Annotated in this window: 24 protein-coding genes; 15 read left to right on the top strand and 9 right to left on the bottom strand. The window is 63.1% G+C overall.

Annotated features, from left to right (window positions below):
* The first annotated feature begins 93 nt into the window (after positions 1 to 93).
* On the top strand, positions 94 to 267 hold the full coding sequence (locus tag DKB71_RS22645; protein WP_274074702.1) for a hypothetical protein: 174 nt from the start codon (positions 94 to 96) through the stop codon (positions 265 to 267).
* Here DKB71_RS22645 and DKB71_RS22640 read toward each other — a convergent pair.
* Positions 254 to 415: a DUF2986 domain-containing protein gene (locus tag DKB71_RS22640; RefSeq protein WP_274074703.1), complete on the bottom strand. Its 162-nt coding sequence runs from the start codon at positions 413 to 415 to the stop codon at positions 254 to 256. The two genes, DKB71_RS22645 and DKB71_RS22640, sit on opposite strands and share 14 nt — an antisense overlap.
* 161 nt (positions 416 to 576) lie before the next feature.
* On the opposite strand from DKB71_RS22640, the gene DKB71_RS22635 reads away from it, so the two are divergent.
* The 6 genes from DKB71_RS22635 (at position 577) to nahK (ending at position 9,986) form a co-directional block, all read left to right on the top strand.
* Positions 577 to 1,098, top strand: a complete 522-nt coding sequence (locus DKB71_RS22635) for a sigma-70 family RNA polymerase sigma factor (protein WP_046817094.1) — start codon at positions 577 to 579, stop codon at positions 1,096 to 1,098.
* On the top strand, positions 1,095 to 2,054 hold the full coding sequence (locus tag DKB71_RS22630) for a FecR domain-containing protein (RefSeq protein ID WP_408597554.1): 960 nt from the start codon (positions 1,095 to 1,097) through the stop codon (positions 2,052 to 2,054). Before DKB71_RS22635 ends, DKB71_RS22630 begins: the two co-directional genes overlap by 4 nt.
* Before the next feature lie 96 nt (positions 2,055 to 2,150).
* Complete coding sequence (locus tag DKB71_RS22625; protein ID WP_408597552.1) at positions 2,151 to 4,631, top strand: TonB-dependent siderophore receptor; 2,481 nt, start codon at positions 2,151 to 2,153, stop codon at positions 4,629 to 4,631.
* 238 nt (positions 4,632 to 4,869) lie between these two features.
* Positions 4,870 to 6,054 carry a porin gene (locus DKB71_RS22620; protein ID WP_408597551.1) on the top strand — a complete coding sequence of 395 codons (1,185 nt, stop codon included), beginning with the start codon at positions 4,870 to 4,872 and terminating at the stop codon, positions 6,052 to 6,054.
* Positions 6,055 to 6,259: 205 nt separating this feature from the next.
* The gene (gene nosP, locus DKB71_RS22615; protein WP_408597549.1) at positions 6,260 to 7,423 is read left to right on the top strand and encodes a nitric oxide-sensing protein NosP; all 1,164 of its coding nucleotides are present in this window, start codon (positions 6,260 to 6,262) and stop codon (positions 7,421 to 7,423) included.
* Positions 7,392 to 9,986 carry a hybrid sensor histidine kinase/response regulator NahK/ErcS' gene (gene nahK, locus DKB71_RS22610; RefSeq protein ID WP_408601149.1) on the top strand — a complete coding sequence of 865 codons (2,595 nt, stop codon included), beginning with the start codon at positions 7,392 to 7,394 and terminating at the stop codon, positions 9,984 to 9,986. Before nosP ends, nahK begins: the two co-directional genes overlap by 32 nt.
* Positions 9,987 to 10,137: 151 nt before the next feature.
* Here nahK and DKB71_RS22605 read toward each other — a convergent pair whose 3' ends face one another.
* The 6 genes from DKB71_RS22605 to DKB71_RS22580 all read right to left on the bottom strand — a co-directional run bounded on the left by DKB71_RS22605 (position 10,138) and on the right by DKB71_RS22580 (position 15,224).
* A complete protein-coding gene (locus DKB71_RS22605; protein WP_046817100.1) occupies positions 10,138 to 10,803 on the bottom strand; it encodes a response regulator transcription factor in 666 nt (221 codons plus the stop codon).
* Between the two features lie 56 nt (positions 10,804 to 10,859).
* Positions 10,860 to 11,417 (bottom strand): PQQ-dependent catabolism-associated CXXCW motif protein, encoded by a 558-nt coding sequence (locus DKB71_RS22600; protein WP_408597547.1) that lies wholly within the window; start codon positions 11,415 to 11,417, stop codon positions 10,860 to 10,862.
* A gap of 118 nt (positions 11,418 to 11,535) precedes the next feature.
* The gene (locus DKB71_RS22595; RefSeq protein ID WP_408597545.1) at positions 11,536 to 12,327 is read right to left on the bottom strand and encodes an ABC transporter permease; all 792 of its coding nucleotides are present in this window, start codon (positions 12,325 to 12,327) and stop codon (positions 11,536 to 11,538) included.
* On the bottom strand, positions 12,324 to 13,055 hold the full coding sequence (locus DKB71_RS22590) for an ABC transporter ATP-binding protein (RefSeq protein ID WP_408597543.1): 732 nt from the start codon (positions 13,053 to 13,055) through the stop codon (positions 12,324 to 12,326). Before DKB71_RS22590 ends, DKB71_RS22595 begins: the two co-directional genes overlap by 4 nt.
* Positions 13,052 to 14,011, bottom strand: a complete 960-nt coding sequence (locus tag DKB71_RS22585; RefSeq protein ID WP_408597541.1) for a YVTN family beta-propeller repeat protein — start codon at positions 14,009 to 14,011, stop codon at positions 13,052 to 13,054. The genes DKB71_RS22590 and DKB71_RS22585 overlap by 4 nt, the downstream gene beginning before the upstream one ends.
* A 28-nt stretch (positions 14,012 to 14,039) precedes the next feature.
* Positions 14,040 to 15,224, bottom strand: coding sequence for an ABC transporter substrate-binding protein (locus tag DKB71_RS22580; RefSeq protein WP_406592653.1), 1,185 nt, complete (start codon positions 15,222 to 15,224; stop codon positions 14,040 to 14,042).
* Between the two features lie 157 nt (positions 15,225 to 15,381).
* Between DKB71_RS22580 and DKB71_RS22575 the strand changes: the two genes are divergently transcribed.
* From DKB71_RS22575 to DKB71_RS22565, 3 genes are read left to right on the top strand one after another with little or no spacing between them, the layout of a single operon-like run.
* Complete coding sequence (locus tag DKB71_RS22575) at positions 15,382 to 15,504, top strand: hypothetical protein (RefSeq protein WP_274074713.1); 123 nt, start codon at positions 15,382 to 15,384, stop codon at positions 15,502 to 15,504.
* 2 nt (positions 15,505 to 15,506) lie between these two features.
* Positions 15,507 to 16,769 carry a histidine kinase gene (locus tag DKB71_RS22570; protein WP_408597538.1) on the top strand — a complete coding sequence of 421 codons (1,263 nt, stop codon included), beginning with the start codon at positions 15,507 to 15,509 and terminating at the stop codon, positions 16,767 to 16,769.
* Positions 16,766 to 17,404, top strand: a complete 639-nt coding sequence (locus tag DKB71_RS22565) for a response regulator transcription factor (protein WP_274074715.1) — start codon at positions 16,766 to 16,768, stop codon at positions 17,402 to 17,404. Before DKB71_RS22570 ends, DKB71_RS22565 begins: the two co-directional genes overlap by 4 nt.
* A 137-nt stretch (positions 17,405 to 17,541) precedes the next feature.
* Here DKB71_RS22565 and DKB71_RS22560 read toward each other — a convergent pair whose 3' ends face one another.
* On the bottom strand, positions 17,542 to 18,189 hold the full coding sequence (locus DKB71_RS22560; RefSeq protein WP_408597536.1) for a pentapeptide repeat-containing protein: 648 nt from the start codon (positions 18,187 to 18,189) through the stop codon (positions 17,542 to 17,544).
* 91 nt (positions 18,190 to 18,280) lie between these two features.
* Positions 18,281 to 20,173, bottom strand: coding sequence for a quinoprotein ethanol dehydrogenase (gene exaA, locus DKB71_RS22555; RefSeq protein WP_408597534.1), 1,893 nt, complete (start codon positions 20,171 to 20,173; stop codon positions 18,281 to 18,283).
* 253 nt (positions 20,174 to 20,426) lie between these two features.
* Here exaA and pedF point away from each other — a divergent pair, with 253 nt between their 5' ends.
* The 5 genes from pedF (at position 20,427) to DKB71_RS22530 (ending at position 25,542) form a co-directional block, all read left to right on the top strand.
* A complete protein-coding gene (gene pedF, locus DKB71_RS22550) occupies positions 20,427 to 20,888 on the top strand; it encodes a cytochrome c-550 PedF (RefSeq protein ID WP_274074718.1) in 462 nt (153 codons plus the stop codon).
* 3 nt (positions 20,889 to 20,891) lie between these two features.
* A complete protein-coding gene (locus DKB71_RS22545; RefSeq protein WP_408597532.1) occupies positions 20,892 to 21,767 on the top strand; it encodes a substrate-binding periplasmic protein in 876 nt (291 codons plus the stop codon).
* A gap of 9 nt (positions 21,768 to 21,776) precedes the next feature.
* Complete coding sequence (locus DKB71_RS22540) at positions 21,777 to 22,544, top strand: quinoprotein dehydrogenase-associated SoxYZ-like carrier (protein ID WP_408597530.1); 768 nt, start codon at positions 21,777 to 21,779, stop codon at positions 22,542 to 22,544.
* Positions 22,545 to 22,560: 16 nt separating this feature from the next.
* Positions 22,561 to 23,499 carry a quinoprotein relay system zinc metallohydrolase 1 gene (locus tag DKB71_RS22535; RefSeq protein WP_408597528.1) on the top strand — a complete coding sequence of 313 codons (939 nt, stop codon included), beginning with the start codon at positions 22,561 to 22,563 and terminating at the stop codon, positions 23,497 to 23,499.
* Between the two features lie 267 nt (positions 23,500 to 23,766).
* Positions 23,767 to 25,542, top strand: a complete 1,776-nt coding sequence (locus tag DKB71_RS22530; protein ID WP_274074722.1) for a PQQ-dependent methanol/ethanol family dehydrogenase — start codon at positions 23,767 to 23,769, stop codon at positions 25,540 to 25,542.
* The last annotated feature ends 63 nt before the right edge of the window (positions 25,543 to 25,605 follow it).

Genomic DNA, 25,605 nt, shown 5'->3' with positions numbered 1-25,605 from the left:
CAGCGTGACAGGGCGCCTTCGCTCACTCGAAGGCGCCTCTACAAAGGGGACTGCCCACGCAGTTTCGATTCAAGGGCCACGAGCGCACTGACAATGAAAATAAAAAGTCATCTCGCCTATTACGTACCGTTCTTGATCCTGTTTTTCCTGGTGTTGACCGTGCTGGTGTCGGTGCCACCGGAGCCTGCCAGCGTCAAGGCCTGCAAGCGTTACGCGAGCTGTGTGGCGATGAGTTCGAGCGCGCCGAACTGGATCAATTTTCGCTAGGGGAATTGATCGAGGCGTCACCGGCTTCAGCCGCCAGTTTCAATCGGTCAGCCTTGCTGATGTATTTCGGTTTTTTCGGTGCCAGTTTGGCGCTGGCCTTCTTGGCCTTGGCCTTGAACAACTGCTGCAGCTTTTTTTGACGGTTCATGTTTTCTACCTGGCTTGTAAGTACTTGAATGATATCAGCGTAGCCGTTGCCTGGCCCCACCTTCCAGTGCGGCGAGGCGGGTTGGCCGTTGTGGCTATTGCAAATTACCCTGCGCACGACTGACAATGCGAGTCATTATCACTCGCGAACTATTCCACCTCATGTCCGCCAACGATTTATCCCTGCGCAGCGCCGTCAATGATCTGTATTGCGAGCACCACGGTTGGCTCAATGGCTGGCTGCGCCAGCGCCTGGGCAATGCGTTCGATGCGGCGGACCTGGCGCAGGACACCTTTGTGCGGGTGATCAAGGCGCGAAATGCGCTGGAGATTCGTGAGCCGCGACCTTACCTGTCGATGATCGCCAAGGGCTTGCTGATCGATCTGTTTCGCCGTCGCTCGCTGGAACAGTCCTACCTGGAAGCCTTGGCCGCCATGCCTGAGTGGCAGCAGCCTTCGCTGGAGGAACAGGCGATCCTGCTGCAAGCGCTGGTGGAAATCGACCGCCTGCTGCAAGGATTGGGGACCAAGGTCAAGCAGGCGTTCATCCTGTCCCAGTTCGACGGCCTGACCTACCCGCAGATTGCCGAGCGCTTGAATATCAGCACCCGCACGGTCAACAACTACATGGCCAAGGCCATGGAGCATTGCTGCCTGATGCAGATTCAGTTGCAACTGGCATGAGCCTTTCGCCCGCCGAGTTACAGGCGATTGGCGCCGCTGCCCGCTGGTATGCCCGACTTCGTTCGGGTATCGCCAGCGATTCCGACCTGGCCGCCTGGAACGACTGGCTGGCCGGTGATCCTGCCCATCGCCAGGCCTGGCAACGCATGGTCGACGTCGGCGAGCAGATGGCGAGTGTGCCGGGTTCCCTGGCGTCACCCGCATTGCGCGGCGCTGATCGATCCCGTCGCCAGGTGTTGCGCAGTGTATTGGTGCTCGCGTCCGCCGGTTCCCTGGGCTGGCTGGGCTTGCGCAGCGAGACCTCGCAGAACCTGTTTGCCGATTTTCGTACCGCCGTGGGTGAGCGCCGTGAGTTTCGCCTGGCCGACGGCAGCACGTTGCTGCTCAACACCGACACCTCGGTCAACCTGCGTTTCGACGGTCGTCAACGTGTGCTCGAACTGTTGCGCGGCGAGATCCAGGTGACGACCGCGACCGATCCCCTGCAGCGGCCGTTCAAGGTGCTCACCCATCATGCCGAGGTGCTCGCGCTCGGCACGCGTTTTCTCGTCCGCTCCAATGGGCAGGGCGGTGGGGTGGCGGTACTCGAGAAGGCCGTGGAGGTCCGTTCCGCAGGCTCCATGGTACGTCTGGAAGCCGGTCAGTCCCTGGACTTCGATGGCCACTCATTGGCGGCGGTACGGCGCAACGATGCGTCGGTGGGAGCCTGGCAACAGGGCAGCATCATTGCCATCAATCGTCCCTTGAGCGAGTTGCTGGCCGACCTTTCGCGATATCGCACCGGCGTGCTGCGCTGCGATCCGCACATTGCCCAGCTGAAGGTCTCCGGCGCTTTCCCCATTGATGACACCGACCTGGCGCTGGCTGCACTGGAGAGTGGCTTCTCGCTACGGATCACCCGCTACAGCCGATATTGGGTCGATGTGTCGGCGCCTGCCAGTGCGCTTTCACACTGAGTTGAAAAAAGTTTGTCTGCCTTTGCACTTTTCATACGCAACGTTCGGCTCATCCCTCAATGAGCGTTTACCGATTGTTTTTGGGGGAGGGCAAGCATGTTTCGGGTGTACAAACCGGGTCGTTTGACGACCGCAGTAAAGGTCGGGTTCTTGGCGGCAACGACGGCGGGCGTCTGGTCAACGATAACCATGGCGGCACAGCCGCCGGCGCAACAGCACAGCTCAATCAAGTCCTTTGACATTGCCGGCGGCGGCCTGACCGAAGTCCTCAGTCATTTCGCCAGCGCAGCGGGGGCTGCGCTGTCGTTCGATGCGCGCCAAACCGACGGGCTGAAATCCCCCGGGCTCAAGGGTGCGTTTGGCGTCAGCGAAGGCTTTGCGCGGATCCTCGGCGGCAGCGGCCTGCAGGCCGAGCCCCAGGCCAATGGGACTTATGTGCTGCGGCCGGTTCCGACTGTCGGCTCGGCGCTGGAACTGGGCGCGACCAACATCAATGGCCAAGTGCTGGGCGCGACCACCGAATACAGCGGCTCCTACACCACAGGTGCAGTCACCCTCGGCAAGGGCGAACACTCGCTCAGGGAGACGCCGCAATCGGTCACGGTGATGACGCGCAAGATGCTCGATGACCAGAACCTCAACACCATCGACCAGGTCATGGAAAAGACCCCGGGCATCACCGTCTACGACTCGACCATGGGCGGCAAGTACTTTTATTCCCGTGGCTTCCGCATGTCGGGCCAGTACCAGTACGACGGTGTGCCCCTGGACATGGGCAACCTCTATGTCCAGGCCGACAGTTTCAGCCAGGACATGGCGTATTACGACCGGGTGGAAATCCTCCGCGGCGCCGCGGGCATGATGAAAGGCGCGGGCGGTACCGCAGGCGGGGTGAACTTCGTGCGCAAGCGCGGCCAGACCTCGGCGCACACCGACATCACCCTGTCCGGTGGCAGCTGGGACAACTATCGCGGCCAGGTCGACACCGGTGGCCCGCTGAACGAATCCGGCACCTTGCGCGGGCGGGCCGTGGTGGCCGAGCAGAGCCGGCATTACTTCGTCGACGACGCCAGTCGCAAGGACCAGGTGTATTACGGCGCGCTCGACCTTGACCTGAGCCCCGACACCACCCTCGGCCTGGGCGTCGCTTATGAAGACGTGGATGCCAACCCTTGCTGGGGCGGCCTGCCGCGTTACCGGGACGGCAGCGACCTGAAACTCAGCCGCTCGACCTGCCTCGATCCTTCGTGGAACACCTGGCGCAGCCAGCGCACCACCGTGTTCAGCGACCTGACTCACCAGCTCAACGACGATTGGGCCTTGAAGGTCGCCAGCGTTTACACAAAAAACACCCAGGACATCAAGTACGCCTTCGCTTCCGGTGCCGTGACGCCCGGCACCAATACCACCGGCATGCTGGGCAGCATGTATGACTACGATCAGGTCGACTACGGCCTGGACGCCTACGTGGATGGCAAGTTCGACGCCTTCGGTCAACGCCATGAACTGGTGGTGGGCTTCAACGCCAGCCGTTCGAAAAAGGACGACTTCTACTCGGTGGCGTTTCTGCCGCAGCGCCAGAATGTGTTCAATCCCGACAAGCATATCCCCGAGCCGGATGACAGTTACTTCATCGATAACTCGTCCCGCGGCGGGCCGGTCAATTCGGTGACCAAACAGAAGGGCGTGTACTCGACCCTGCGCTTGAAACTGGCTGACCCGCTGACATTCGTCGTCGGCAGTCGGGTGAGCTGGTACAACTCCGATACCGATTCCGACTTCATCAACACCGGTACCTCGGAACACTCCAGCACCACGGAGACCGGGCAGGTAACGCCATTTGCCGGCGTGCTGCTGGACCTCAACGAAAACCTGACGGCCTACGCCAGCTATGCGGAAATCTTCACCCCGCAAGGCAACTACCGCTCCGAAGACGGTTCGGCGCTCAAGCCGCTGGTGGGCCAGAGCTACGAGCTGGGGATCAAGGGCGCCTGGTTCGACGGTCGACTGAACAGTTCCTTCAATCTGTTCCGTACGATCCAGAAAGACCAGGCGCAGACCGACTTCAACTCGTCCTGCCCGTCCTCCGATGGCTACTGCTACGTCAACGCCGGCAAGGTCCGCGCCCAGGGTTTCGAGGCCGAGATCAGCGGTGAAGTCATCGAACGCCTGCAACTGCTGGCCGGTTATACCTACACCCAGACCAAGACCCTCGACGACATCGACAGCAGCCTCAATGGCGCGGCGTTCAACAGTTATGTGCCGCGGCATTTGTTGCGCGTGTGGGGCGATTACGCCCTGGGCGGGTCACTGGAGCGATTCACCATTGGCGCCGGGGTCAACGCGCAAAGCGATAACTTCCGGGTTTCGCCCTCTAGCGGCGAGAAAATCACCCAGTCGGGTTATGCGATCTGGAACGGCCGCATCGGCTACCGCATCGACGACACCTGGTCGGTTGCGCTTAATGGCAACAACCTGTTCGACAAACGCTACTACACCACCATCGGTACCGAGTCCTTCGGTAACTACTACGGCGATCCACGCAACTTCATGTTGTCGGTCAAGGCGAGTTTCTGACGCCGGCAGCACAGTCGAGGAACGAATGCCCGGGTCGCAAGACTCGGGCATTTTTCATGGTGCTACAGGCCTACACCCTAAGTGGTGAGCCTTGCCGACAGACGGTCTTAGGCCACAGTTATCGCGCGCATGCGGCCATGCCAAAGCACCTCGATTCCACCCCCAAGGCAGCGTATGGCGCTGCCCTCGCGCTTTCGATAATCGCCCCCGACAACTCGTCCCAGTCGCGGAGCGCGCCATGCACAACAACAAGAACTTCACCCAGCGTTTTTTGCCTGCCTTGATTGCCAGCCTGTCTTCCTTCGGCCTGAGCGCCATGGCCGAGGCGGAGATCATGCTGTACGACAAAGACCAGACCACGTTCTCCACCGACGGCTACATCAATGCCTTCTACGTCAACAGCGATGTCGACCGCGCCGGCGAGCAGTACGATCGCCGACAATCGCGGGTGAAGATGGGTTTTTTGCCCAACTACCTGGGCTTCAACATGGGCAAGCAGGTCGATGACCTCAAGCTCGGGGCTCGCGCCTCGTTCTGGGTCACCATCAACGACAGTGAAACCAATGGCACCGACACCGCCATCGATGTGCGGCAGTTCTACGGTACCGTGGCCAACCCTGAGTGGGGCGAAGTGCTGATCGGCAAGGACTTCGGCCTGTTCGCCCGCTCCAACATCCTGCTCGACGAGTTGCTCGCCGGTTACGGTCAGGTCAGCGATACCCTGGGCCTGGTGGACGGTGGCGGGGTGTCGTTCGGCAACATCGGCACCGGTTACCCCTATCCGTTCCCGACCTCGCAGATCACCTACCGCACGCCGGTGATGGACGGCTTGCGCGTGGCGGTGGGCATCATGGACCCGGTGGACACCAACGACAGCAGCCCCACCGGCAAGGCCTACCAGGAAAACCCGCGCACCGAGAGCGAGATCACCTACCAGTTCGACCTCGCCGGGGCGAAGATCTACAGCTGGGTCAACGGCAGCTACCAGACCTCGGACAATACCGATTCCACCGTCGACACCGTCACGTCCAAAGGCGTCGGTTACGGCGTGCAGGCGAAGATGGGCGGCTTGTCCCTGACCGGCTCCGGTTTCCAGGCCAAGGGCATCAATCCGTTTTTCACCAACAACGCCGGCGAGCCGACCCTGCGCAACGTCGACAGCGACGGCTACCTGTTGCAGGGCTCCTACAAGCTGGGCAAGAACCGCCTGGCGTTGTCCTACGGCAAGACCAATGACGATGGCAACGGCGTGGTCGGCAGCGGCGCCGACTACGAGACCCGCGGTGTTGCGCTGTTCCATGACGTGAACGACAACCTCAAGCTGGTAGCCGAGTACAACCAGTTCGAAATCAACGGCCATGACAACAGTGCGCAGAACGAAGACACCGATACCGTTGCGCTTGGGGCGGTATTGACCTGGTAAACCACGAACCCCTTGTAGGAGCCCGGCTTGCCGGCGAAGGCGATTTCAATGACGCCTTCGCCGGCCTACAGGGGTGGTGTTCGCGGGATCTGCGACACAGCTCTCATCCCATTGAAGCGCCTGCCTGCTACCCAAGTAGCATTCGTGGCCCTTCGCAGGCTTCGTACACTCGTGCCTCATACACACGCACCTGCGAGGGGCGACCATGCAACAGGTCCAGAACGAAGGGATCGTCAGTGCGATGTCCCAGGCCACCGATCCCCAACAGGTGGCGCAGGAGCTGGCGCGGCAGTTGCTGCACCCACACCTGGGGTTCGTGTTGTTCTTCTGTTCCGCCGAATACGACTTGCAGGCCCTGGGCGGCGCCTTGCAACAAGGGTTCGGCGGCATACGCCTGGCGGGATGCACCAGCGCCGGGGAAATCACCCCGCAGGGTTATGGGCGCAATTGCGTGACGGCGGTGGGCTTCGATCATCGTTACTTTTCCATCGCCCTGGAACTGATCGACGAAATGGAGCACTTCAGCCTGATCGACGCGCAGCAGATGGTCGAGCGGCTGGTCAACGGTTGTCGCAGCAACACCCTGGCCCCGATCAAGGGCAACAGCTTTGCCCTGACCTTGCTCGATGGCCTGTCCAGCCGCGAGGAAATGGTCCTCGCCGCCTTGAGTGCGGCGTTGGGCGATATTCCGCATTTCGGCGGCTCGGCCGGTGACGACAACTACCTGACCCACACCCATGTCTACTTCGACGGCGGCTTTCGCAGCGGTGCGGCGGTGGTGGTGCTGGTCAATACCTGGCTGGACTTCGAAGTGTTCACCACCCATCACATCCTGCCGCGCGCGGAGAAGCTGGTGGTCACCGGCGCCGACAGCACCTCGCGGCGAGTCTTCGAACTCAACGCCGAGCCGGCCGCCGCCGAGTACGCCCGGCACATCGGCGTGCCGGTGGCCGAGCTCGACCACCGGATCTTCGCCGCACACCCCTTGGCGGTGCGCATCAACGATCAATACTACGTTCGCGCCATCCAGCAGGTGCATCCGGACCTGAGCCTGAGTTTTTATTGCGCCGTAGAGAACGGCATCGTCCTCACCGCCATGACCCCGGGGCCGATGCTGCCGAACCTGCAGCGCCTGTTCGACGGCTTGCAGGAGCGCCTCGGCGATCTGTTGCTGACCATCGGTTGTGACTGTTTCCTCAGGCGCCTGGAGCTGGAAGACGCCGGCAGCCTGGAGCAGATCGGCAGTTTCCTGCGCGAACAGCGGGTGATGGGCTTCAACACCTACGGAGAACAGTTCAATGGCATGCACATCAACCAGACCTTCACCGGCGTTGCCATTGCCCGCGGCCGCTCCCTTGGACAGCGCTGAACTGCGGGCGCAAATCGCCGTCCTGCAGCACGACAATCAGAAACTGCAGCGCATCAACGCGGCGCTGATCGAGCGCATCGAGTCCGGCATCACCCGCGGCAACGATCCCTATGCCGCGTTCCAGCATTCGGTGGTGCTGGCCGAGCAGGTGCGTGAACGCACCGATGCCTTGAACCAGGCCATGGCCGAGCTCAAGGCGGGCAACCACCTGCTCAGCGAAGCCCGCCTGCGTGCCGAAACCGCCCATCAACACCTGATCGACGCCATCGAGAGCATTTCCGATGCCTTCGTGCTGTTCGATGCCGATCAACGCATTGTCCTGTTTAACAGCCGCTTCAGGGCGTTCTGGACCCACAGCCGGGTGCGGATCAACGCCGGCATGCGCCTGGGCGAGGTCAAGCGCCTGATGATGAACAACGGGCCGTTTACCGAGGAGCCGCGCGGGCACGCCGACGAGAACCTGCTGTATCGCCTGCAGGACGGGCGCTGGCTGCAGGTCAGCGAACGGCCGACCCAGGAGGGCGGGCGGGTGATCCTGTTCACCGACATCACCGACGTCAAGCAGAGCGAAACCATGCGCCGCGAGCAGGCGGTGGCGCAAAAGTCGCACTTGCTGCAACGGGCGGTGGACAACCTGTCCCAAGGCGTGGCCATGGTCAACGCCGAGGGCATCCTGGAGCTGTGGAACCGGCGGTTCCTGGAGCTCAGCGGCCTGGCGCCGGTGGCGGCCCATCGGCCCTTTGCCGAAGTCATCGCCGACAGCGAGTTGACCCTGCTGACCCCGGCCAGTCGTGGCGCGAACGGGCGTCCCGTGCAGGAATGCGAACAGCGCCTGTACGATGGCCGGGTCCTGGAAATTCGCACCCATCCACTGCCGGCCGGTGGTTTCGTCAACACCTTCACCGACATCACTGAACGCTACCAGCACGCCCAGGCCCTGAGCGAAAGCGAGCGCTGGATTCGCCTGATCACCGACCATGTGCCCGCGCTGATCGCCTACCTCAATGCCGACCTGGTCTACGAGTTCACCAACAAGGTCTACGAAGAATGGTACTGCTGGCCGCGCGGCGTGATGCTCGGCCAGAGCCTGCGCGAGGTGCACAGCGAGCAGCATTACCAGCGCCTGGAGTCCTACGTGGCCAGGGCGCTGGCCGGGGAGAGCGTGACCTTCGAATTCGCCGAGACCAACGTCAACAACCAGGAGCGCTACATGTTGCGCTCCTACGTGCCCAATCGCCTGGCCAGTGGCGAGGTGGTGGGCATCTTCGTGTTGATCCGCGACATCACCGAACGCCGGCGTACCGCCGAAGCGCTGCACCAGGCCTATCAGAACCTCGAACTGCGGGTGCGCGAACGCACCGCCGAACTGACCCAGCTCAACGACCAGTTGCTGCGTGAAATCGACGAGCGCCGGCGGGTCGAGTCACGCTTGCGTGAGGCCAAACTGGAGGCGGAACAGGCCAACCTGTCGAAGACCAAGTTCCTCGCCGCGGTCAGTCACGACCTGCTGCAACCGCTGAACGCCGCGCGGTTGTTCACCAGCGCCTTGCTGGAGCGCCGCGAGCCGATCGCCAACCAGCATCTGGTGCGCAATGTCAGCAATTCCCTGGAAGATGTGGAGAGTCTGCTGGGCACCCTGGTGGATATTTCCAAGCTCGATGCCGGCGTGATCAAGGCCGATGTGGCGCCGTTCGCCTTGAGCGAACTGCTGGAAAATCTCGCCGCCGAATACACCGAGGTGGCGCGCAGCGAGGGCCTGCAACTGCATTTCATCCCGTGTTCGGCACTGGTGCGCAGCGACATCCAGTTACTGGCGCGCATCCTGCGCAATCTGTTGAGCAACGCCATTCGCTACACCTACAGCGGTCGTGTGGTGCTGGGTTGTCGGCGGCATCAAAGCAGCCTGTCGATCGAGGTCTGGGACAGCGGCATGGGCATTGCCGAAAATCGCCTGGAAGAAATCTTCCAGGAGTTCAAGCGCGGCGACGTGCAACGTCCGGATCAGGATCGTGGGTTGGGCCTGGGGCTGGCGATTGTCGAGAAAATCGCCGGCATCCTCGGGCACCGCATCCACGTGCGTTCATGGCCGGGCAGGGGCTCGATGTTCGCAGTGGAGGTGCCGATCAGCGCCACCGCGCCCAAGCCATTGCCGAGCCTGCCGATGAGCGAACCGATGCTCGAACGGCTGCGCGGGGCGCGGGTCTGGGTGCTGGACAACGATGCGACCATTTGCGCCGGCATGCGTACGTTGCTGGAGGGATGGGGCTGCCGTGTGGTGACGGCGCTGTCGGAAGATGACCTGGCGCGGCAAGTGGACAACTACCATGCCGGCGCCGACCTGTTGATTGCCGACTATCACCTGGACAACGACCAGAACGGCGTCGATGCCGTCGCGCGGATCAACGCCCGCCGCGCCTGCGCGATCCCGGCCATGATGATCACCGCCAATTACAGCAACGAGCTCAAGCAGCAGATCCGCGAACTGGGGCATACCCTGATGCACAAGCCGGTGCGGCCGATGAAGCTGAAGACGGCGATGAGTCATTTGCTCGCCAGGCCTTGATTTCTCTGGTGTCGGGGCTGGCCTCTTCGCGAGCAAGCCCGCTCCCACATTTGATCTTTGCCAAACACGGATTTTGTGTACGACGCAGATCCAGTGTGGGAGCGGGCTTGCTCGCGAAGGGGTCGACGCGGTTTTCCGGTTGCCGATGAATTCAACGCCGCAAATAAGACCCGAAATCAATATCCCCGGCACTCAGGATCGCCTGCACCCGGTTGTGCACGTTGAGCTTGCGAAGGATTGCCGAGACGTGGGCCTTGACCGTGGTTTCGGCGATTTCCAGGGTGTAGGCGATCTGCTTGTTCGATTCACCCTTGGTCATCCGTTCCAGCACCTGCAACTGCTTGCGGGTCAGGGCCTGGAGCAGTTCCGGCGGGAAGCTCGGGGCATCGTTCATGCGCCGGTGGGTGCTGCTTTTGGTGGTGCGGATAATGTCCGGGGGCAGGTAGACATTGCCATTGAGAATCTGCTGGATGGCCTCGGTCATCTGGGCGCGGGGCGAGGACTTGGTGATGAAACCCACGGCGCCGTAGGTGATGGCCTGCAGGACGATCTGCTTGTCCTGCTCGGCGGAGACGATCACCACCGGAATGGTCGGCGCTTCGTTGCGCAGGTTGATCAGGCCATTGAGCCCGTGCATGCCGGGCATGTTCAGGTCGAGCAGGATCAGGTCCAGGTCATCGTGCTCCTGGGTCAACGCCAGGGCGCTGTCCAGGTCGGCGGTTTCCATCACCTCGCTACCGGCAAAACCATCGCTGATGACGTTGTGTATGGCTTCGCGAAACAGCGGGTGATCGTCGGCAATCAGAATTTTGTACATGGCCTTTCACCTCATTATTTTGATTATGGTGTGGCAACTACAGGCACGCGTAAAGCTCAGGGAAAGGGTTCGGGCAAAGCGGGTGCGACCGGCAGGCTGGCGGCTTGCCAGGCGTCGAGGCCATCGCGGTACCAATACAGTGTCTTATAGCCCAAAGAGGCTGCGCGCTTGACGGCGTTCCAGCTCAACCAGCAGTCGGCCCGGCAGTAAAAGACCAACGGTTGCCCCGGGTCGCCGGCGGTCAGCTTTTTCAGGTGGTCGGCGAAGTAGGCCTGCCATTGCGCCGTCAGCTCTCCGTCGCCGGTGTTCGCCAGCCAGTGGCTGCCGGGCAGGTTTTCGTGGGGCTGGTCTTCGATGAAGCGGCCTTGCAGCCATTGGCGACGGTAGACGTCGATGAGCAGCGGGCGCGGCTTTTGCCCGAGCAGCGCTTGCAGGGCTGGGGTGTCGATGATGGTCGCGCCTGGCAGTTGTTCCGGCGTGGGGCTGCGGTACAGGTCGATGCGATAGCCATCAAGGGAAAACAGCGGGGCTTGCGCCTGTGCACCGCCCAGCCACAGGCCCAGCGACAGCGCAGCGAGAGTGGGACGCAGCAGGTGACGTCGGGCACGCGGCATGGGGTCTGGTCCTTATAGTTATGCAGCCATTACATGCCAGTCGCGAGGCGTTGGGAATGCGACGATAGACAGGTAGGACCAGTACTAAAGTATTAATTTTCCATGCTCAATTTCGTGGTCAGGTGGATTTGCGCAGGGCGGCGTGTTGCGGGTTGAAGGTGAGTACGGCCAGTAGCGAAAACAGCAGGGTCAGGCCCACGCACACCGCCAACGCCAGCGGATTGAACCGCTCATACAAGGCAAAACGCACCAGCTCTACCGCATGGGAAAACGGGTTCAGCGCGCACAACCAGTACAGCCACTCGCTGGCCTCGCGCATTTTCCACAGCGGATAAAGCGCCGATGACAGGAAAAACAGCGGGAAGATCACGAAGTTCATCACCCCGGCGAAGTTCTCCAACTGGCGGATCGCGTTCGACAGCAACAGGCCCAGGGCGCTGAGCATCAAGGCCACCAGCAGCAGCGCCGGCAGGGCGAGAAGCAAACCCATGGCCGGCGGCTGCACGCCGTAGAGCCAGGCAATCGCCAGGAAGGCGTACACCTGCAGCAGCGAAATCAGCGATGTGGCCAGTAGCTTGCTGCACAGCAGGAAGGTCCGGGGCAGGGGGCTGGTGAGCAGGACGCGCATGCTACCCATCTCGCGGTCGTAGACCATCGACAGTGAGCCCTGCATGCCGTTGAACAGCAGGATCATGCAGGCCAGCCCGGGGATAATGTAGACCTCGTACGGGATGTAGGTGTCGTAGGGTTCGATGATGGCGATGCCCAGCGCGGCGCGAAAGCCCGCGGCGAACACCAACAGCCATAGCAATGGCCGCACCAGGGCGCTGAGAAACCGCGTGCGTTGCAGCACGAAACGCAGCCATTCGCGCAGGACGATGCCGCGCAAACATTGCCAGTACGCGTTCATTGGGCAGCTCCTGAGGTGGTCAGGCGAGTGAAGGCCGAGTCCAGGTCGCCGCCGTGCTCCAGGCTCAGTGCATCGGCCTGTCCGCTGGCCACCAGGCGGCCCTGATGGAGGATCAACAGGTCGTCGCTGGCCTGTACTTCGTCGAGCAGGTGGGTGGTCCAGAGCACGCTGATGCGTTGCTCGTGGCACAGCTTGCGAATGTGCTGGTTGAGCGCCAGGCGACTGGCCGGATCAAGGCCGGCGCTGGCTTCGTCGAGCAGCAACAGGCGCGGCTCGTGCAGCAGTGCACGGGCAATTTCCACTCGACGGCGGTGGCCGCCATTGAGTTCGCGCACCCGTTCGCCGCGGCGCTCGCCCAGGGCCTGGCGGGCCAGTTCCGCGTCGACCCGCAGGCGCGTCTGGCGCCGGGACAAGCCATGCAACGCGGCGTGATAACGCAGGTTCTGCTCGACGCTGAGGTCCAGGTCCAGGGTGCTTTGCTGGAACACCACGCCCAGTTGTTTCAGCGCCGGGCGCGGGGCGCTGCGCAATGAACAGCCGCCGACCCGGATATCCCCGTGCTGCAGGTCATAGAGCCTTGTCAGCAGCGCGATCAGGGTGGATTTGCCGGCGCCGTTGGGCCCCAGCAGCGCGGCGAAACGCGCGGGCGCCAGGCTGAAGTTCACCTGGCGCAGGGCCTCCCGAGGGCCGTAGGCAAAGCTCAGGTCGCTGACTTCCAGGGCGTTCATGGGGTCACCACCACGCCCCACGGATATCGTCCGACCTTCACCGATTTGCTGACCTTGAGGCTGTCGACATCGATCACCGAGACGTCGCCGCTGACGCCGTTGGTGGCCAGCAGCTGTTTTTGATCCGGGGTGAATGCCATCTGCCAGACCCGTCGACCCACCAACAGATAGTCGAGAATCTCGAAAGTTTTGGCATCGATCACCGCCACATGATTGGCCGGGCCGAGCGCGACGAAGCCGTACTTGCCGTCGGCACTGAGCTTGACGCCCACGGGTTGGACCTTGTCCGGATGCACGCCCTTGATCTGGAAGTTCAGGGTCTTGAGGATCTTGCGGCTGGCGACGTCGAGGATGGTCACGGTGCCGCCGATTTCCGCTGAAGCCCACAGCTGTGAACCGTCCGGCGAGAACTCGACGAAGCGCGGGCGCTGATCCACCAGCGTGCTGTCGGCCAGGGTCTGGGTGCTGGTGTAGATCCAGTGCAGCATGTTGGTGGTTTCGCTGGTGTTCACCGCCCACTTGCCGTCGGGGCTGACGGCCATGCCTTCGGGCTCGACGCCGACGTTGATCTGGCCGAGGACCTTGGAGGTCTCGGTGTCGATCACCGTGACCAGCGCATCGTCTTCATTGGAGACATACAGCCAGCGGTTGTTGGGGTGCAGGGCGAATTGCTCGGGGTCCTTGCCCGAGGGCAGCTCCTTGATGATCTTGCGGGTGGCCACGTCCATCACCTGGACCCGGTCCGAGTCGCTGGCGCAGATGTACAGCAGCTTGTTGTCGTGGGACAGCAGCAGACCACGGGGGCGTTGGCCGACGGGCAGGGTGTCGGTGACTTGCAGGGTCTGCATGTCGATCAGGCTGAGGCTGTTGTCCTTTTCATTGGAGACCCAGGCGGTGCTGGCGACGGCGTGGCTGGCGGCGAGCAGCAGGGCGCAGGAAAGAAGAGTGCGGCGCATGGCAGTTTCCTTGTTGTAGTTGTTGTATTCAGGGAAAGCGGCAGCTGACCTCGGGCTTGTCGTAACCCAGGCTGTCCATCTCGTTGAACGGGTGCAGGAAACCGTCCTGGGGCGAGGTGCTGACCAGCGCCCGCGGCTGCACGATCGGAATCGGTTGGCGCAACTGGCCGTTCCAGGGGCGGTAGCTGAGCTTGCGGCCCTTGAAACCGTCCAGCGGCAACTGGTCGCTGATTTCCAGGTCGCGGATCGCCATCGGCTCGGTCTGGCGCGATTTGCTCACGGCGCTGGCGATGCTGCGCACGGCCATCCACGCGGCGAAGTCGCGGTCGTTCATCCAGCGGCCGGCCAGGGCTTCGAAGCGCTTCTGCAGCTGGGCGGCGCCGTAGGTTTCCACGGTCTTGTGCCAACCCACCGGGGTCAGGCCCTGAGTCCCGGCGACCGGGCGCGGGTACCAGGTCTGGTAGGGCACGTATTCGCCGAAATCGCCGCGCTCATCGGCCACCAGCACCACATCGTATTCGGCGGTCTGGGTGAACAGCGGCATGTCGGCCTGGGCGCTGCGCCGTTGATCGTTGTCGAAACTCCAGGCTTTCTCCGCCACCAGTTGCAGGCCGAAGCGCTTGGCCGCTCGGCGCAGGGCGGCGGCGTAGGCTTGATCGTCGGTGGTCGGGCCGACGATCAGCAGCGCTCGTTGCCATTTGCGCACTACCAGAAATTGCGCCAGCGCATCGGCGAGCATCGCCCGGCTCGGCAGGCTGTGCAGCACGTTGGGCAGGCAATCGGTGCTGCGCAGGCTGTCGTCGGGGCTGCCGGCGTTGAACAGCAGGCTGTCGGGCAGCGCAGCACTGAGTTGGCGCAGGCTGCTGGCCGGTGCGTTCACCACGAACAAGCGCAGGCCTTGTTCATGCTGGGATTTTGCCGCTTCGAGCAAGGCTTGCGGGTTGTCGACGCTGGCGCTGACCAGACTGTAGGCGTGATTGAGAAAACGCCCAGTGCTGTTGCTGTCGGTGATCGCCAGTTCGGCGCCGCGCAGCCCGGCGTCGGTGGGTTCGGCAATGACGTTCGACAGCAGCGGGCCAGGGTCCGGGCGATAACCCAGGTAGCCGATGCGCACCTGCAAGGGCGCGTCCGCCGCCTGGCTCTGGGTGACCAGCCCGGCGGCGCAGGCAATCGCCAGCAGGTAGATCAGGGCGTAAGGGGCAAGCTGGCGCATAGGGCACTCCATTACAGGTAGCGCCAGCATAGGAAGCCCGGGCAGGCGTGAAAATATGCAGAAAGTACCAACCAGCCAGTACCAAGGTAGTAGCCCGTACCGGGCGGCGCGGTTTTAGCATGGGCAATAACGACCACGACTCTGGAGGGGACTGGGCATGCGTATCGTCAAGGCACTGCTGTTGCCGCTCCTGCTGATTCTCACCCTGATCGGCGTCGACCGGCTCCATGGCCCGCGTCCCGCACCGATGCAGGTGATGCCCGCGACACCGGGGCGCTAGGCATGTCGGCCCTGTGGCGGATCAACCTGTGGGTCTGCGGCTTTTTCGCGCTGGTCACCCTGGCGTGCACGGCGTTGCTGGTGCATCAGGCGCTGGCGGATGTGGAGCGTGAACTGCAATCGGCCGAAGCGGTGGTCGAGTACCTGAGCGAAACCGCCGCCCGTGACCCGGTCAGCCTGCAACCACGGCTGACTCAAGGCCTGCGCCATGTGCGTGTGCACTGGCTGGTGGCGGATGAACAACCCCGGCCAGCCGTGCAGGACGGACTCGATGCCTGGCTCGCACGCTTGTTGTTCACTGAGGGCCGACACGGCGCAAGCGTTCTCGATCTGGCCGATGGCCGACGGGTGCAGATCGCAGTCGACCCGCGGGATGAAATCGACGAAGTCCGGGATTCCCTGCAACAGCTGCTCAGCCTGTGCGCGATGGCCCTGCTGGTCAGTCTGTTGACCATCCGCTGGGCCGTGCGCCGCGGCATGGGCTTGCTCGATGAGTTGCTGCGGGCGCTGCAGCAGGTGTGCGCCGGCCAGCTCAAGGTGCGCCTGCGCACCGAAGGGGGGCCCGAGGCTCGCCAACTGGCGGTGCATTTCAACCGCATGACCGCGGCGCTGGAACAGGCCGGCAGCGACAACGCCCGGCTGACCCAGGCCTTGCTGGCCGTACAGGAACAGGAGCGCACCCAACTGGCCCAGACCCTGCACGACGATCTCGGTCAGTACCTGGCCGGCATCCGTGCCCAGGCTTGTCTGCTGCGCCTGGTGGCCGATCAGCCGGCAACCGTCGAGCGCACCATGGTGGAACTGGAGCACAACTGCGAACACCTGCAACAGGGCTTTCGGGCATTGGTGCACAACCTCTATCCGGTGGTCCTGCAACACCTGTCGCTGGCCGACGCCATCCGCTTGCTGGTGGAGCAATGGCAGCGCCGCCAGGGCATCGATTGTCGACTGCGCCTCAGTGCGCAGTTACCAACGCTGTCGGCGCCAGACAAGACCCATCTGTACCGCTTGCTGCAGGAAGCCCTGACCAACATCGCCCGGCATGCCGTCGCCAGCCAGGTGCGGGTGCGCCTGCAACATCAGGGCGCGCGCCTGCGCCTGCTGGTGCGCGATAACGGTCGCGGCGCCGCGCAACCCCAGCGCCCCGGCGTCGGCTTGTATTCGATGCGCGAACGCGCCCGTAGCCTGGGCGGCGAGTTGCGCATCATCAGTCACCCCGGCGCCGGTTGGGCGCTGGCCTTGAGCATGCCCCTGGAGGTTTCATGAGTATTTTGCTGGTCGATGACCATGCGGTAGTCCGCCAGGGCTACGCCAGCCTGTTGCGCGCCCTGTTGCCGGCGCTGCAGGTGCGTGAGGCGGCAACGGGGGAGGAGGCGTTGCTGCGGGTTCAGGAGAGCGTGCCGCAGCTGGTGATCATGGATTTCGGCTTGCCCGGCATCAGCGGCCTGGAAACCACCCGGCGCTTGCGCCAGCGCTTGCCGCAACTGCGGGTGCTGTTTTTCAGCATGCACGATGAACTGCCGCTGGTGCGCCAGGCACTGGACGCCGGGGCCGCGGGTTACCTGACCAAAAGCTCGGCGCCAGAAGTGTTGATCGAGGCGGTGCGGCGCGTACTCGCCGGGCATGCCTACATCGAACAGCCGCTGGCCACGCAACTGGCTTGCCATGCGCAACAGGACGCCAGCGACCCGCGCCTGCAGAGCATGACCCAGCGCGAGCTGGAGATTTTCGTGATGCTCGCCAAGGGCACCCCGGCGCGGCAGATAGCCGAGCAACTGAGCATCAGCAGCAAGACGGTTTCCAATCACCTGACGTTGCTCAAGAGCAAGTTGCAGGTGAGCTCCCATGCCGAGCTGGTGCATCTGGGGATTGATATGGGGGTGGTGCGCAAGGCGGGGTGACTCGCTCGTCCATTCAACACCCATCCCCTGTGGGGCGGGCTTGCTCGCGAATGCGGTGTGTCAATCACGAAAATGCTCAATGACACTCCGCTTTCGCGAGCAAGCCCGCTCCCACAGGGGGTTGTGTTGAATTCTGGTCATTTGTCCCAAGTCGTCGGGCACCCCGTACAGCCCTCCATGTTCGCATCCTGAAAATTCGCATAGTGCTGGCGCGAGCCGCTGAGGTTGGCGTGCTCCAGGTTGCTTTCACCCAACTTGGCCTCCTGCAGGTTGGCGTCGCTCAGGTTGGCATCCTTGAGGTCGGCCTTGCTCAGCCAGGTCATCTCCAGGTCGGCGGCGCGCAGGTTGCTGTTGTGCAATCTGGCGCCGGAGAGGCGGGCGAATTGCAGGTAGGCGGCGCTGAGGTCGGCGTTGGCGAATTGCGCGCCCTGGGCGAACATCCCCCAGCCCTGGATCGCCACCAGCGTGGCGCCGGTGAAATCCGCCAGGCGCGCATTGCTTTGCTGCAGGCTCGCGCGGGTCAGATTAGCACCCTGTAGGCGGGCCTTTTCCAGGTTGGCGAGGTCGAGGCGGGCGTGGCGCAGCTCGGCCTCGCGCAGGTCGGCGCCGCTGAGGTTCATGTTGCGCAGGTCCTGGTTGCTCAGGTTGGCGCCCTTGAGGTTGGCGCCGGGGCACTGGCTGTGTTCGGCGATGGTGCAGCCGTTGATGATCAGGGGGGTGTCGTCGCCGTTGTCGGCGTGGGTCGGGAGGGCGCTTAGCAATAGCAGCAGGGGAAGGTACTTCATGGCGGGCGTCTCGTTGTGAGGAGGGGCGCAATCGCCAGCAAGCCGGCTCCTACAGGTTCGCGTTGTAGGCGCAGGTTGCTGGCGGTGGGGATCAGCGTTTCGCCGTCTGGTTATCCCAGCTCGGGATCTTGAACACCCAGAACGAGCCGCCCTGGGCCACCGGTTTGGTCAGCTCTGCCATGTCGCCGCCCCACAACGGCACCGCGCCGCCGTAGCCGACGGTCACGCCGATGTACTGCTCGCCGTCCTGTTCCCAGGTGATCGGCGGCGAGACGATGCCGCTACCGGTCTGGAATTTCCACAGCTCCTTGCCGGTTTTCGCATCGAAGGCCTTGAAGAAACCGTCGCCGGTACCGGTGAACACCAGGTTGCCCTTGGTCGCCAGCACGCCGGCCCACAGCGGCAGGTGTTCCTTGTGCTCCCAGACCACCTTGCCGGTGGTCGGGTTCATCGCCCGCAGGGTGCCGACGTGATCGTCGTACATGCGCTTGATGCGAAACCCCATGCCCAGGTAGGCCGAACCTTTCTTGTAGTTGACCTCTTCGGTCCAGTATTCCTCTTTCCATTGGTTGCCCGGAATGTAGAACAGCCCGGTGTCCTGGCTGTAGGCCATGGGGTTCCAGTTCTTGCCGCCGAGGAACGGCGGCGAGACTTCCACCGGCTTGCCCTTTGTCTCTCCCGGCAATGGCTTGGCCGGGCGCTGGCCTTCGTTCTCCACCGGGCGGCCGGTCTTGAGGTCGATGTGGCTGGCCCAGGTGATGTTGTCGACGAAGGGGAAGGCGTTCTGCAATTTGCCGTTGTTGCGGTCGACCACGTAGAAGAAACCGTTGCGGTCGGCGTGGCCGGTGGCCTTGACCGTCTTGCCGTCCTTGTCTTTGTAGTCGAACAGCACCAGCTCGTTGTTGCCGGAGAAGTTCCAGGCATCGTTCGGCGTGTGCTGGTAGAACCATTTGACCTCGCCGGTGCTCGGGTCGACGCCCACCTGGCCGGAGGTGTAGAGGCTGTCATAATCGTGCGGGTTGCCGTCCTTCGAGGTGCGCGCCCAGGTGTTCCAGGGGCCCGGATTGCCGGCGCCGACGATGATGGTGTTGGTGTCGGCATCGAAACTGGCGCTCTGCCAGGGTGCGCCGCCGCCATGGCTCCAGGCTTCGACCTTTCCGGTCTCGGTGGTCGGATCGTTCGGCCACGACGGCGCCTTGACGTCGCCGGTGGGGGTGCTGTCCTTGCCGTTCAGGCGGCCCATGTGGCCTTCGACGAAAGGCCGCATCCAGACTTCTTCGCCGGTGTCCGGGTCGCGGGCGTAGAGCTGGCCGACCACGCCGAATTCATCACCGGAACTGCCATGGATCAGCAGCACCTTGCCGCTGGTCTTGTCCTTGATCAGCACCGGGGCGCCAGTCATGGTGTAGCCCGCGGCGTGGTCGCCGAACTTCTTGTTCCACACCACTTTGCCGGTGTTCTTGTCCAGGGCGATCAGCCGCGCATCGAGGGTGCCGAAGTAGATCTTGTCGCCATAGATCGCCGCGCCGCGGTTGACCACGTCGCAGCACGGACGAATGTTGTCCGGCAGGCGGTGGTTGTAGGTCCACAGGCGTTTGCCAGTCTTGGCATCCAGGGCGAATACCCGCGAATACGAGCCGGTGACATAGACCACGCCGTCCCTGACGATGGCCTGGGATTCCTGGCCGCGCTGCTTCTCGTCACCGAAGGAATAGGACCAGGCCGGGGTCAGCTTGAACACGTTCTTGTCGTTGACCTGGGCCAGGGGACTCCAGCGCTGGGCATTGGTGCCCATGCCGTATTGCAGCACGTCTTTCGTCGTCAGGTGGTCGTTGGCAATGTCTTCCCAACTGACGTTTTTGCCAGCGGTGGCCGGGGTGGGCTCGGCATGACCAGTAGCACTCAGGGACAGGCTGGCGGCCAGCAAAAATGTCTGCACGGCGACGGTCAGGGGGGAAAGGGCGGGTAGCGATCTTATTGTCATGGTGGCAGTTCCCAGTGGAGGTTTTGGCCTGCACAGGGTGGGGCGCCCGCCGTGTGGCGGATACGGAAAATGTCCCGCCGTTGCCGGGAAAAATTCCCAGGGGCCACCTGATTTGGGCGTCCCTCCAAGGCCTTACTACCAAGGGACTAGACGGCGGCCACCAAAGCAGCATGGGGTCAGCGCGTCGGGGTTCCTAAGATGGTTGCCATAGCCTCTGCCAAGAGGTCTTGCGTGCAATCCAGAGGGCATAACAATGACAACAAAACGCAACGCCTTGCTCGTTGCCGGACTGCTGGCCGGCTTTATCAGTGCAGGTTCCGTATGGGCCCACGGCAATGTGGTGCCACAAGCCGTTGAGACCAAAGGCCTGACCCCGATCAAGGATGCCGGCGTCCAGGTGGATGGCGACGGCTGGGCCGCCGTGAACCCTTACCGCAGTTCCCCGGAGCACGACAAGGCAGTGGAAATCGGCTCGTCGGCCTACAACCAGAACTGTGCGGCCTGCCATGGCCTGGAAGCCAAGTCCGGTGGTATCGCGCCGGACCTGCGCATGCTCGATGTCGGCGAGGCGGGCGATGAATGGTTCGTCGAACGGGTGCGCCATGGCGCGGTGCGTGACGGCCGCGTGTACATGCCGAAGATGGCCGACTATCTGAGCCAGGAAGCCCTGTGGGCGGTGCGCAGTTACCTGGACAGCGTCCACGTCGAGGAGTGACCCATGCGCCTGCTCGCGGTGTTGATCGGCGCTGTATGGCTGTGCTGCCAGTCGGTGCAGGCGCAGGTTCGCAACTATGACGAAATGATCGCTGCCGGGGAGCTGAAAGTGGCGGTCTACAAGGATTTTGCCCCTTACAGTTTTGAAGACGCCGGTCAGCCCCGGGGTGTCGATGTCGAACTGGCCCAGGCGCTGGCCAAGGCGCTGGGCGTGCGCCTGACGCTGATCTGGGCGCCCGCCGGGGAAAAGCTCGACGACGACCTGCGCGATTACATCTGGCGGGCCAGCCCGCTGCACAACCAGCAACTGGCCGACCTGATGATGCGGGTGCCGTACGACCGCGATTACGCGCAGAAACGCAACGAATTCGGCGAGATGGAAAACGGCCATGTGGTGATGTTCGGCCCATACCAGAACGAGCAGTGGCAGGTCGCCTACGACCGTCGACGGCTGGATAAGGTGGCCAGCGTCGCGGTGTTCGAGCAACACCCGATCGGCGTCGAGGTCGACAGCGTGCCGTCGTTCTACCTGACCTCGGTGTTCAACGGCATGCTCGCCGGCAAGACCCGCCACTACCCGGGCGTGCCCCAGGCGTTTGCGGCGATGAAGGCCGGCGAGGTCGACGCGGTCATGGCCATGCGCGGCGAGATCGACTGGCAAGTGCATGAAGCGGCCAACCCGCAGTTGACCCTGGCGGAAAACGCCTACCCGAACATGGGCAAGCAACTCTGGGAAATCGGCATGGCGGTGCACGAAAGCAACCGGCAATTGGCCTACGCCGTGGAGGAGGCGCTGGAAGGCCTGATCCGCGAAGGCTCGGTGAAAACCATCTATGGCCATTACGGCCTGCGTTACGACGTGCCCGAGATGTACCAATAGGAGCAAGGGATGATCTGGCGAGGGAGTTGTCTGTTGGCCGCGTGGTTGATCCTGAGCCCGGCCGTCCGGGCGGTGGACATCGATCCGGGCCAGGATCCGGTACCGTCGGTGATGTGGGCCTTCTATCACAAGCAGATGCTTGGCGATGCGCCGTTCGTGTTCGATCAGCGGGTCAAGCTGCTGGCACCGCCATTCGCCGAAGACGCCCGGCAAGTGCCCCTGGAAATCGACGCCCGGGCGTTCAAGGGCGAGGTGGTGAAAATCCTTGCCTGGGCGGAACTCAATCCCCTGCCGAAAATCGTCGATTTCGAACCGCTGGATGGTGTGTTGCCGTGGCTGTCGATCCGCATCCGCGTCGAACAGGCCACGCCCTTGCGCGCGGCGGTGTTGACCCGTGACGGGGTGTGGCATGTCGGTTCGACCCTGATCGACGCGGCAGGCGGCGGCTGCACCGCGCCCAGCGTGGTACGCACCCAGGCGGGCTGGGAAGAACACATCGGCGAAGTGCTGGGCGGCCGTTACCCGCGGGAGGCATTCAACCGCGTGCGCCTGCAGGTGGCGCATCCAATGGACAACGGCATGGTCAGCGGCATCCCGGAATTTTTCCTCAACCATGCCGAGTTGCGCAATCAGCACGATCAGCTTTTGGCCCGCCTCGAACTGTTCCCCGCCGTCAGCGAAAACCCCAGCCTGGCCTTCGATATCGAAGGGGCAGGGCCGACGCGCCTGTTGTTGCGCGATAACAGCGGCAATCGGTTCGATGCGTCGATCCCCTGAATCCAAGGAGCCTGTCATGCGCTGGATGCTGCTGTTGTTGATCGGCCTGGGCCTGCCGGCCATGGCCGAACTCGAGTACTCGCTCAAGCCCAGGCAGATCGCCGAAGACACCTGGCTGCTCGAAGGCAGCACCGATAATTTCGCCAAAGGCAACGGTGGCAACATCGTCAACACGGCGTTCATCGTGACCGAGCGGGGCGTGGTGGTGATCGATACCGGGCCGTCCAGGCGTTATGGCGAGGCCATGCGCCGGGCCATCGCGGCGACCACCGACAAGCCGGTGATCCAGGTGCTGTTGACCCATCATCACCCCGACCATGTGCTGGGCAACCAGGCGTTTACCGGCGTGCCGATTGGCGCACTGGCCGGCACCAGCGAGCTGCTGCAAAAGCAGGGCGATGCCATGGCCGAGAACATGTACCGGCTGGTGGGCGACTGGATGCGCGGCACCGAAGTGGTGTTGCCGACGCAGGCGCTGACGCCGGGTGTGGAAAGTTTTGGGAATCACGATTTGCGCCTGCTGAGCCTGGGTGGGCATACAGGTGCGGATCTGGCTATTCTCGACCAGAAAACCGGCGTGCTATTTGCCGGGGACCTGGTGTTTTATCAGCGGGCGCTGACCACGCCCAACAGTCCGGGGCTGGCGGTGTGGCTGGCCGACATCGCGACCCTGCAGGCTTTACCCTGGACACTGATCGTGCCCGGCCACGGCCCGGTCGCCAGCGATCCGCAGCCCTTCGCGCAAATGCGCGACTACCTGGGTTGGCTCGATCAGTTGATGCGCGACGGCGCGGCCAACGGCAGCGACATGAGCGAGATGATCCGCAGCCCGATTCCCGAGCGCTTTGCCGGGATCAACCTCAGCCGCTACGAATTGATCCGCAGCGTCAGTCATTTGTACCCGCGTTACGAGCGAGTGCAGATGACCCGAGTCGACTCCAACTCAAACAACTGACCCACTAAATCCTTGGGAGGGCTTGCTCGCGAAGGCGTTGTGTCAGCCACGAACATGCTAATTGACCCACCGCTTTCGCGAGCAAGCCCGCTCCCACAGGGGACTTGTGTAGGGCACAAAATCCGCTAGTCACCGCATCCGACCCTGTACCAAGGAACTAGAAAACTCCACATTGCGGGCAATTGTTGTCCGGGCGGCGGCGCCCAAGAATCTGCACCAGACCGGGAAAATTTCCCGGAAATAACAAAAACTGCAGAGGAAGCCGTCATGACTCAACCCGCACGTCGCCAGCCCTTCGTCTTGAGCCTGCTGCTCAGTGCCATGCTGTTGTCCGGCCAGGCCTTGGCCGGGGTTTCCGACCAGGACATTCTCCAGGATCCCAAGAACCCCGAGCAGATCGTCACCAACGGCCTCGGCGTACAGGGTCAGCGCTACAGCCCGCTGGAGATCCTCAACGTCGACAACGTCAAGGAGCTGCGACCGGTGTGGGCGTTCTCCTTCGGCGGGGAAAAGCAGCGCGGCCAGCAGGCGCAGCCGATGATCAAGGACGGCGTGATGTACATGACCGGCTCCTATTCGCGGGTGTTCGCCGTGGATGCGCGTACCGGCAAGAAGCTCTGGCAATACGATGCGCGCCTGCCGGATGACATCCGCCCCTGCTGCGACGTGATCAACCGTGGCGTCGCGCTGTACGGCGACCTGGTGATCTTCGGCACCCTCGACGCCAAGCTCGTGGCGCTGAACAAGGACACCGGCAAGGTGGTCTGGAGCAAGAAAGTCGCCGACCACAAGGAAGGCTACTCGATCAGCGCCGCGCCGCTGGTGATCAACGGCAAGCTGATCACCGGCGTGGCTGGTGGCGAATTCGGCGTGGTCGGCAAGATCGAAGCCTACGACCCGAAGAACGGTACTTTGCTGTGGAGCCGGCCAACGGTGGAAGGCCACATGGGTTACGTCTACAAGGACGGCAAGGCCGTGGAAAACGGCATCTCCGGCGGCGAAGCGGGCAAGACCTGGCCGGGCGACCTGTGGAAGACCGGGGGCGCCGCGCCTTGGCTGGGCGGTTATTACGACCCGGAAACCAACCTGCTGTTGTTCGGCACCGGCAACCCGGCGCCCTGGAACTCGCACCTGCGCCCTGGCGACAACCTCTACTCGTCGTCGCGCCTGGCGCTCAACCCGGACGACGGCACCATCAAGTGGCACTTCCAGAGCACGCCCCACGACGGCTGGGACTATGACGGCGTCAACGAGTTGGTGTCGTTCAACTACACCGAGGGCGGCAAGGAAATCAAGGCGGCGGCCACCGCTGACCGCAACGGTTTCTTCTACGTGCTGGACCGCACCAACGGCAAATTCATCCGCGGCTTCCCGTTCGTGGACAAGATCACCTGGGCCACCGGCCTGGATAAGACCGGTCGGCCGATCTACAACGAAGCCAGCCGTCCTGGCGCACCGGGCACGGAAGCCAAGGGCAGCTCGGTGTTCGTCGCGCCGGCCTTCCTCGGCGCGAAAAACTGGATGCCGATGGCCTACAACCGCGACACCGGCTTGTTCTACGTGCCGTCCAACGAATGGGGCATGGACATCTGGAACGAAGGCATCGCCTACAAGAAAGGCGCGGCGTTCCTCGGTGCCGGTTTCACCATCAAGCCGTTGAATGAAGACTACATCGGCGTGCTGCGGGCGATCGACCCGAAAACCGGCAAGGAAGTCTGGCGCCACAAGAACTTCGCGCCGCTGTGGGGCGGTGTGCTGACCACCAAGGGCAACCTGGTGTTCACCGGCACGCCGGAAGGATTCCTGCAGGCGTTCAATGCCAAGACCGGCGAGAAGGTCTGGGAATTCCAGACCGGCTCCGGCGTGCTCGGCTCGCCCGTGACCTGGGAAATGGACGGCGAACAGTACGTCTCGGTGCTCTCCGGCTGGGGCGGCGCCGTGCCGCTGTGGGGCGGCGAAGTGGCCAAGCGGGTCAAGGACTTCAACCAGGGCGGCATGCTCTGGACCTTCAAGTTGCCCAAAGACCTCGTTGCCAAACACTAATCCCCAGTCCACCGCATAACCCCCCCACATTTGGGTGTGTGCAACGCCTACGACCAAATGACG

It is taken from the genome of Pseudomonas sp. PLMAX, assembly GCF_046042685.1.
In the GTDB taxonomy this organism is placed as follows: domain Bacteria; phylum Pseudomonadota; class Gammaproteobacteria; order Pseudomonadales; family Pseudomonadaceae; genus Aquipseudomonas; species Aquipseudomonas putida_AE.
Note: the sequence above shows the minus strand (reverse complement) of the source record. Positions and strands in the feature narration are given on the sequence as shown.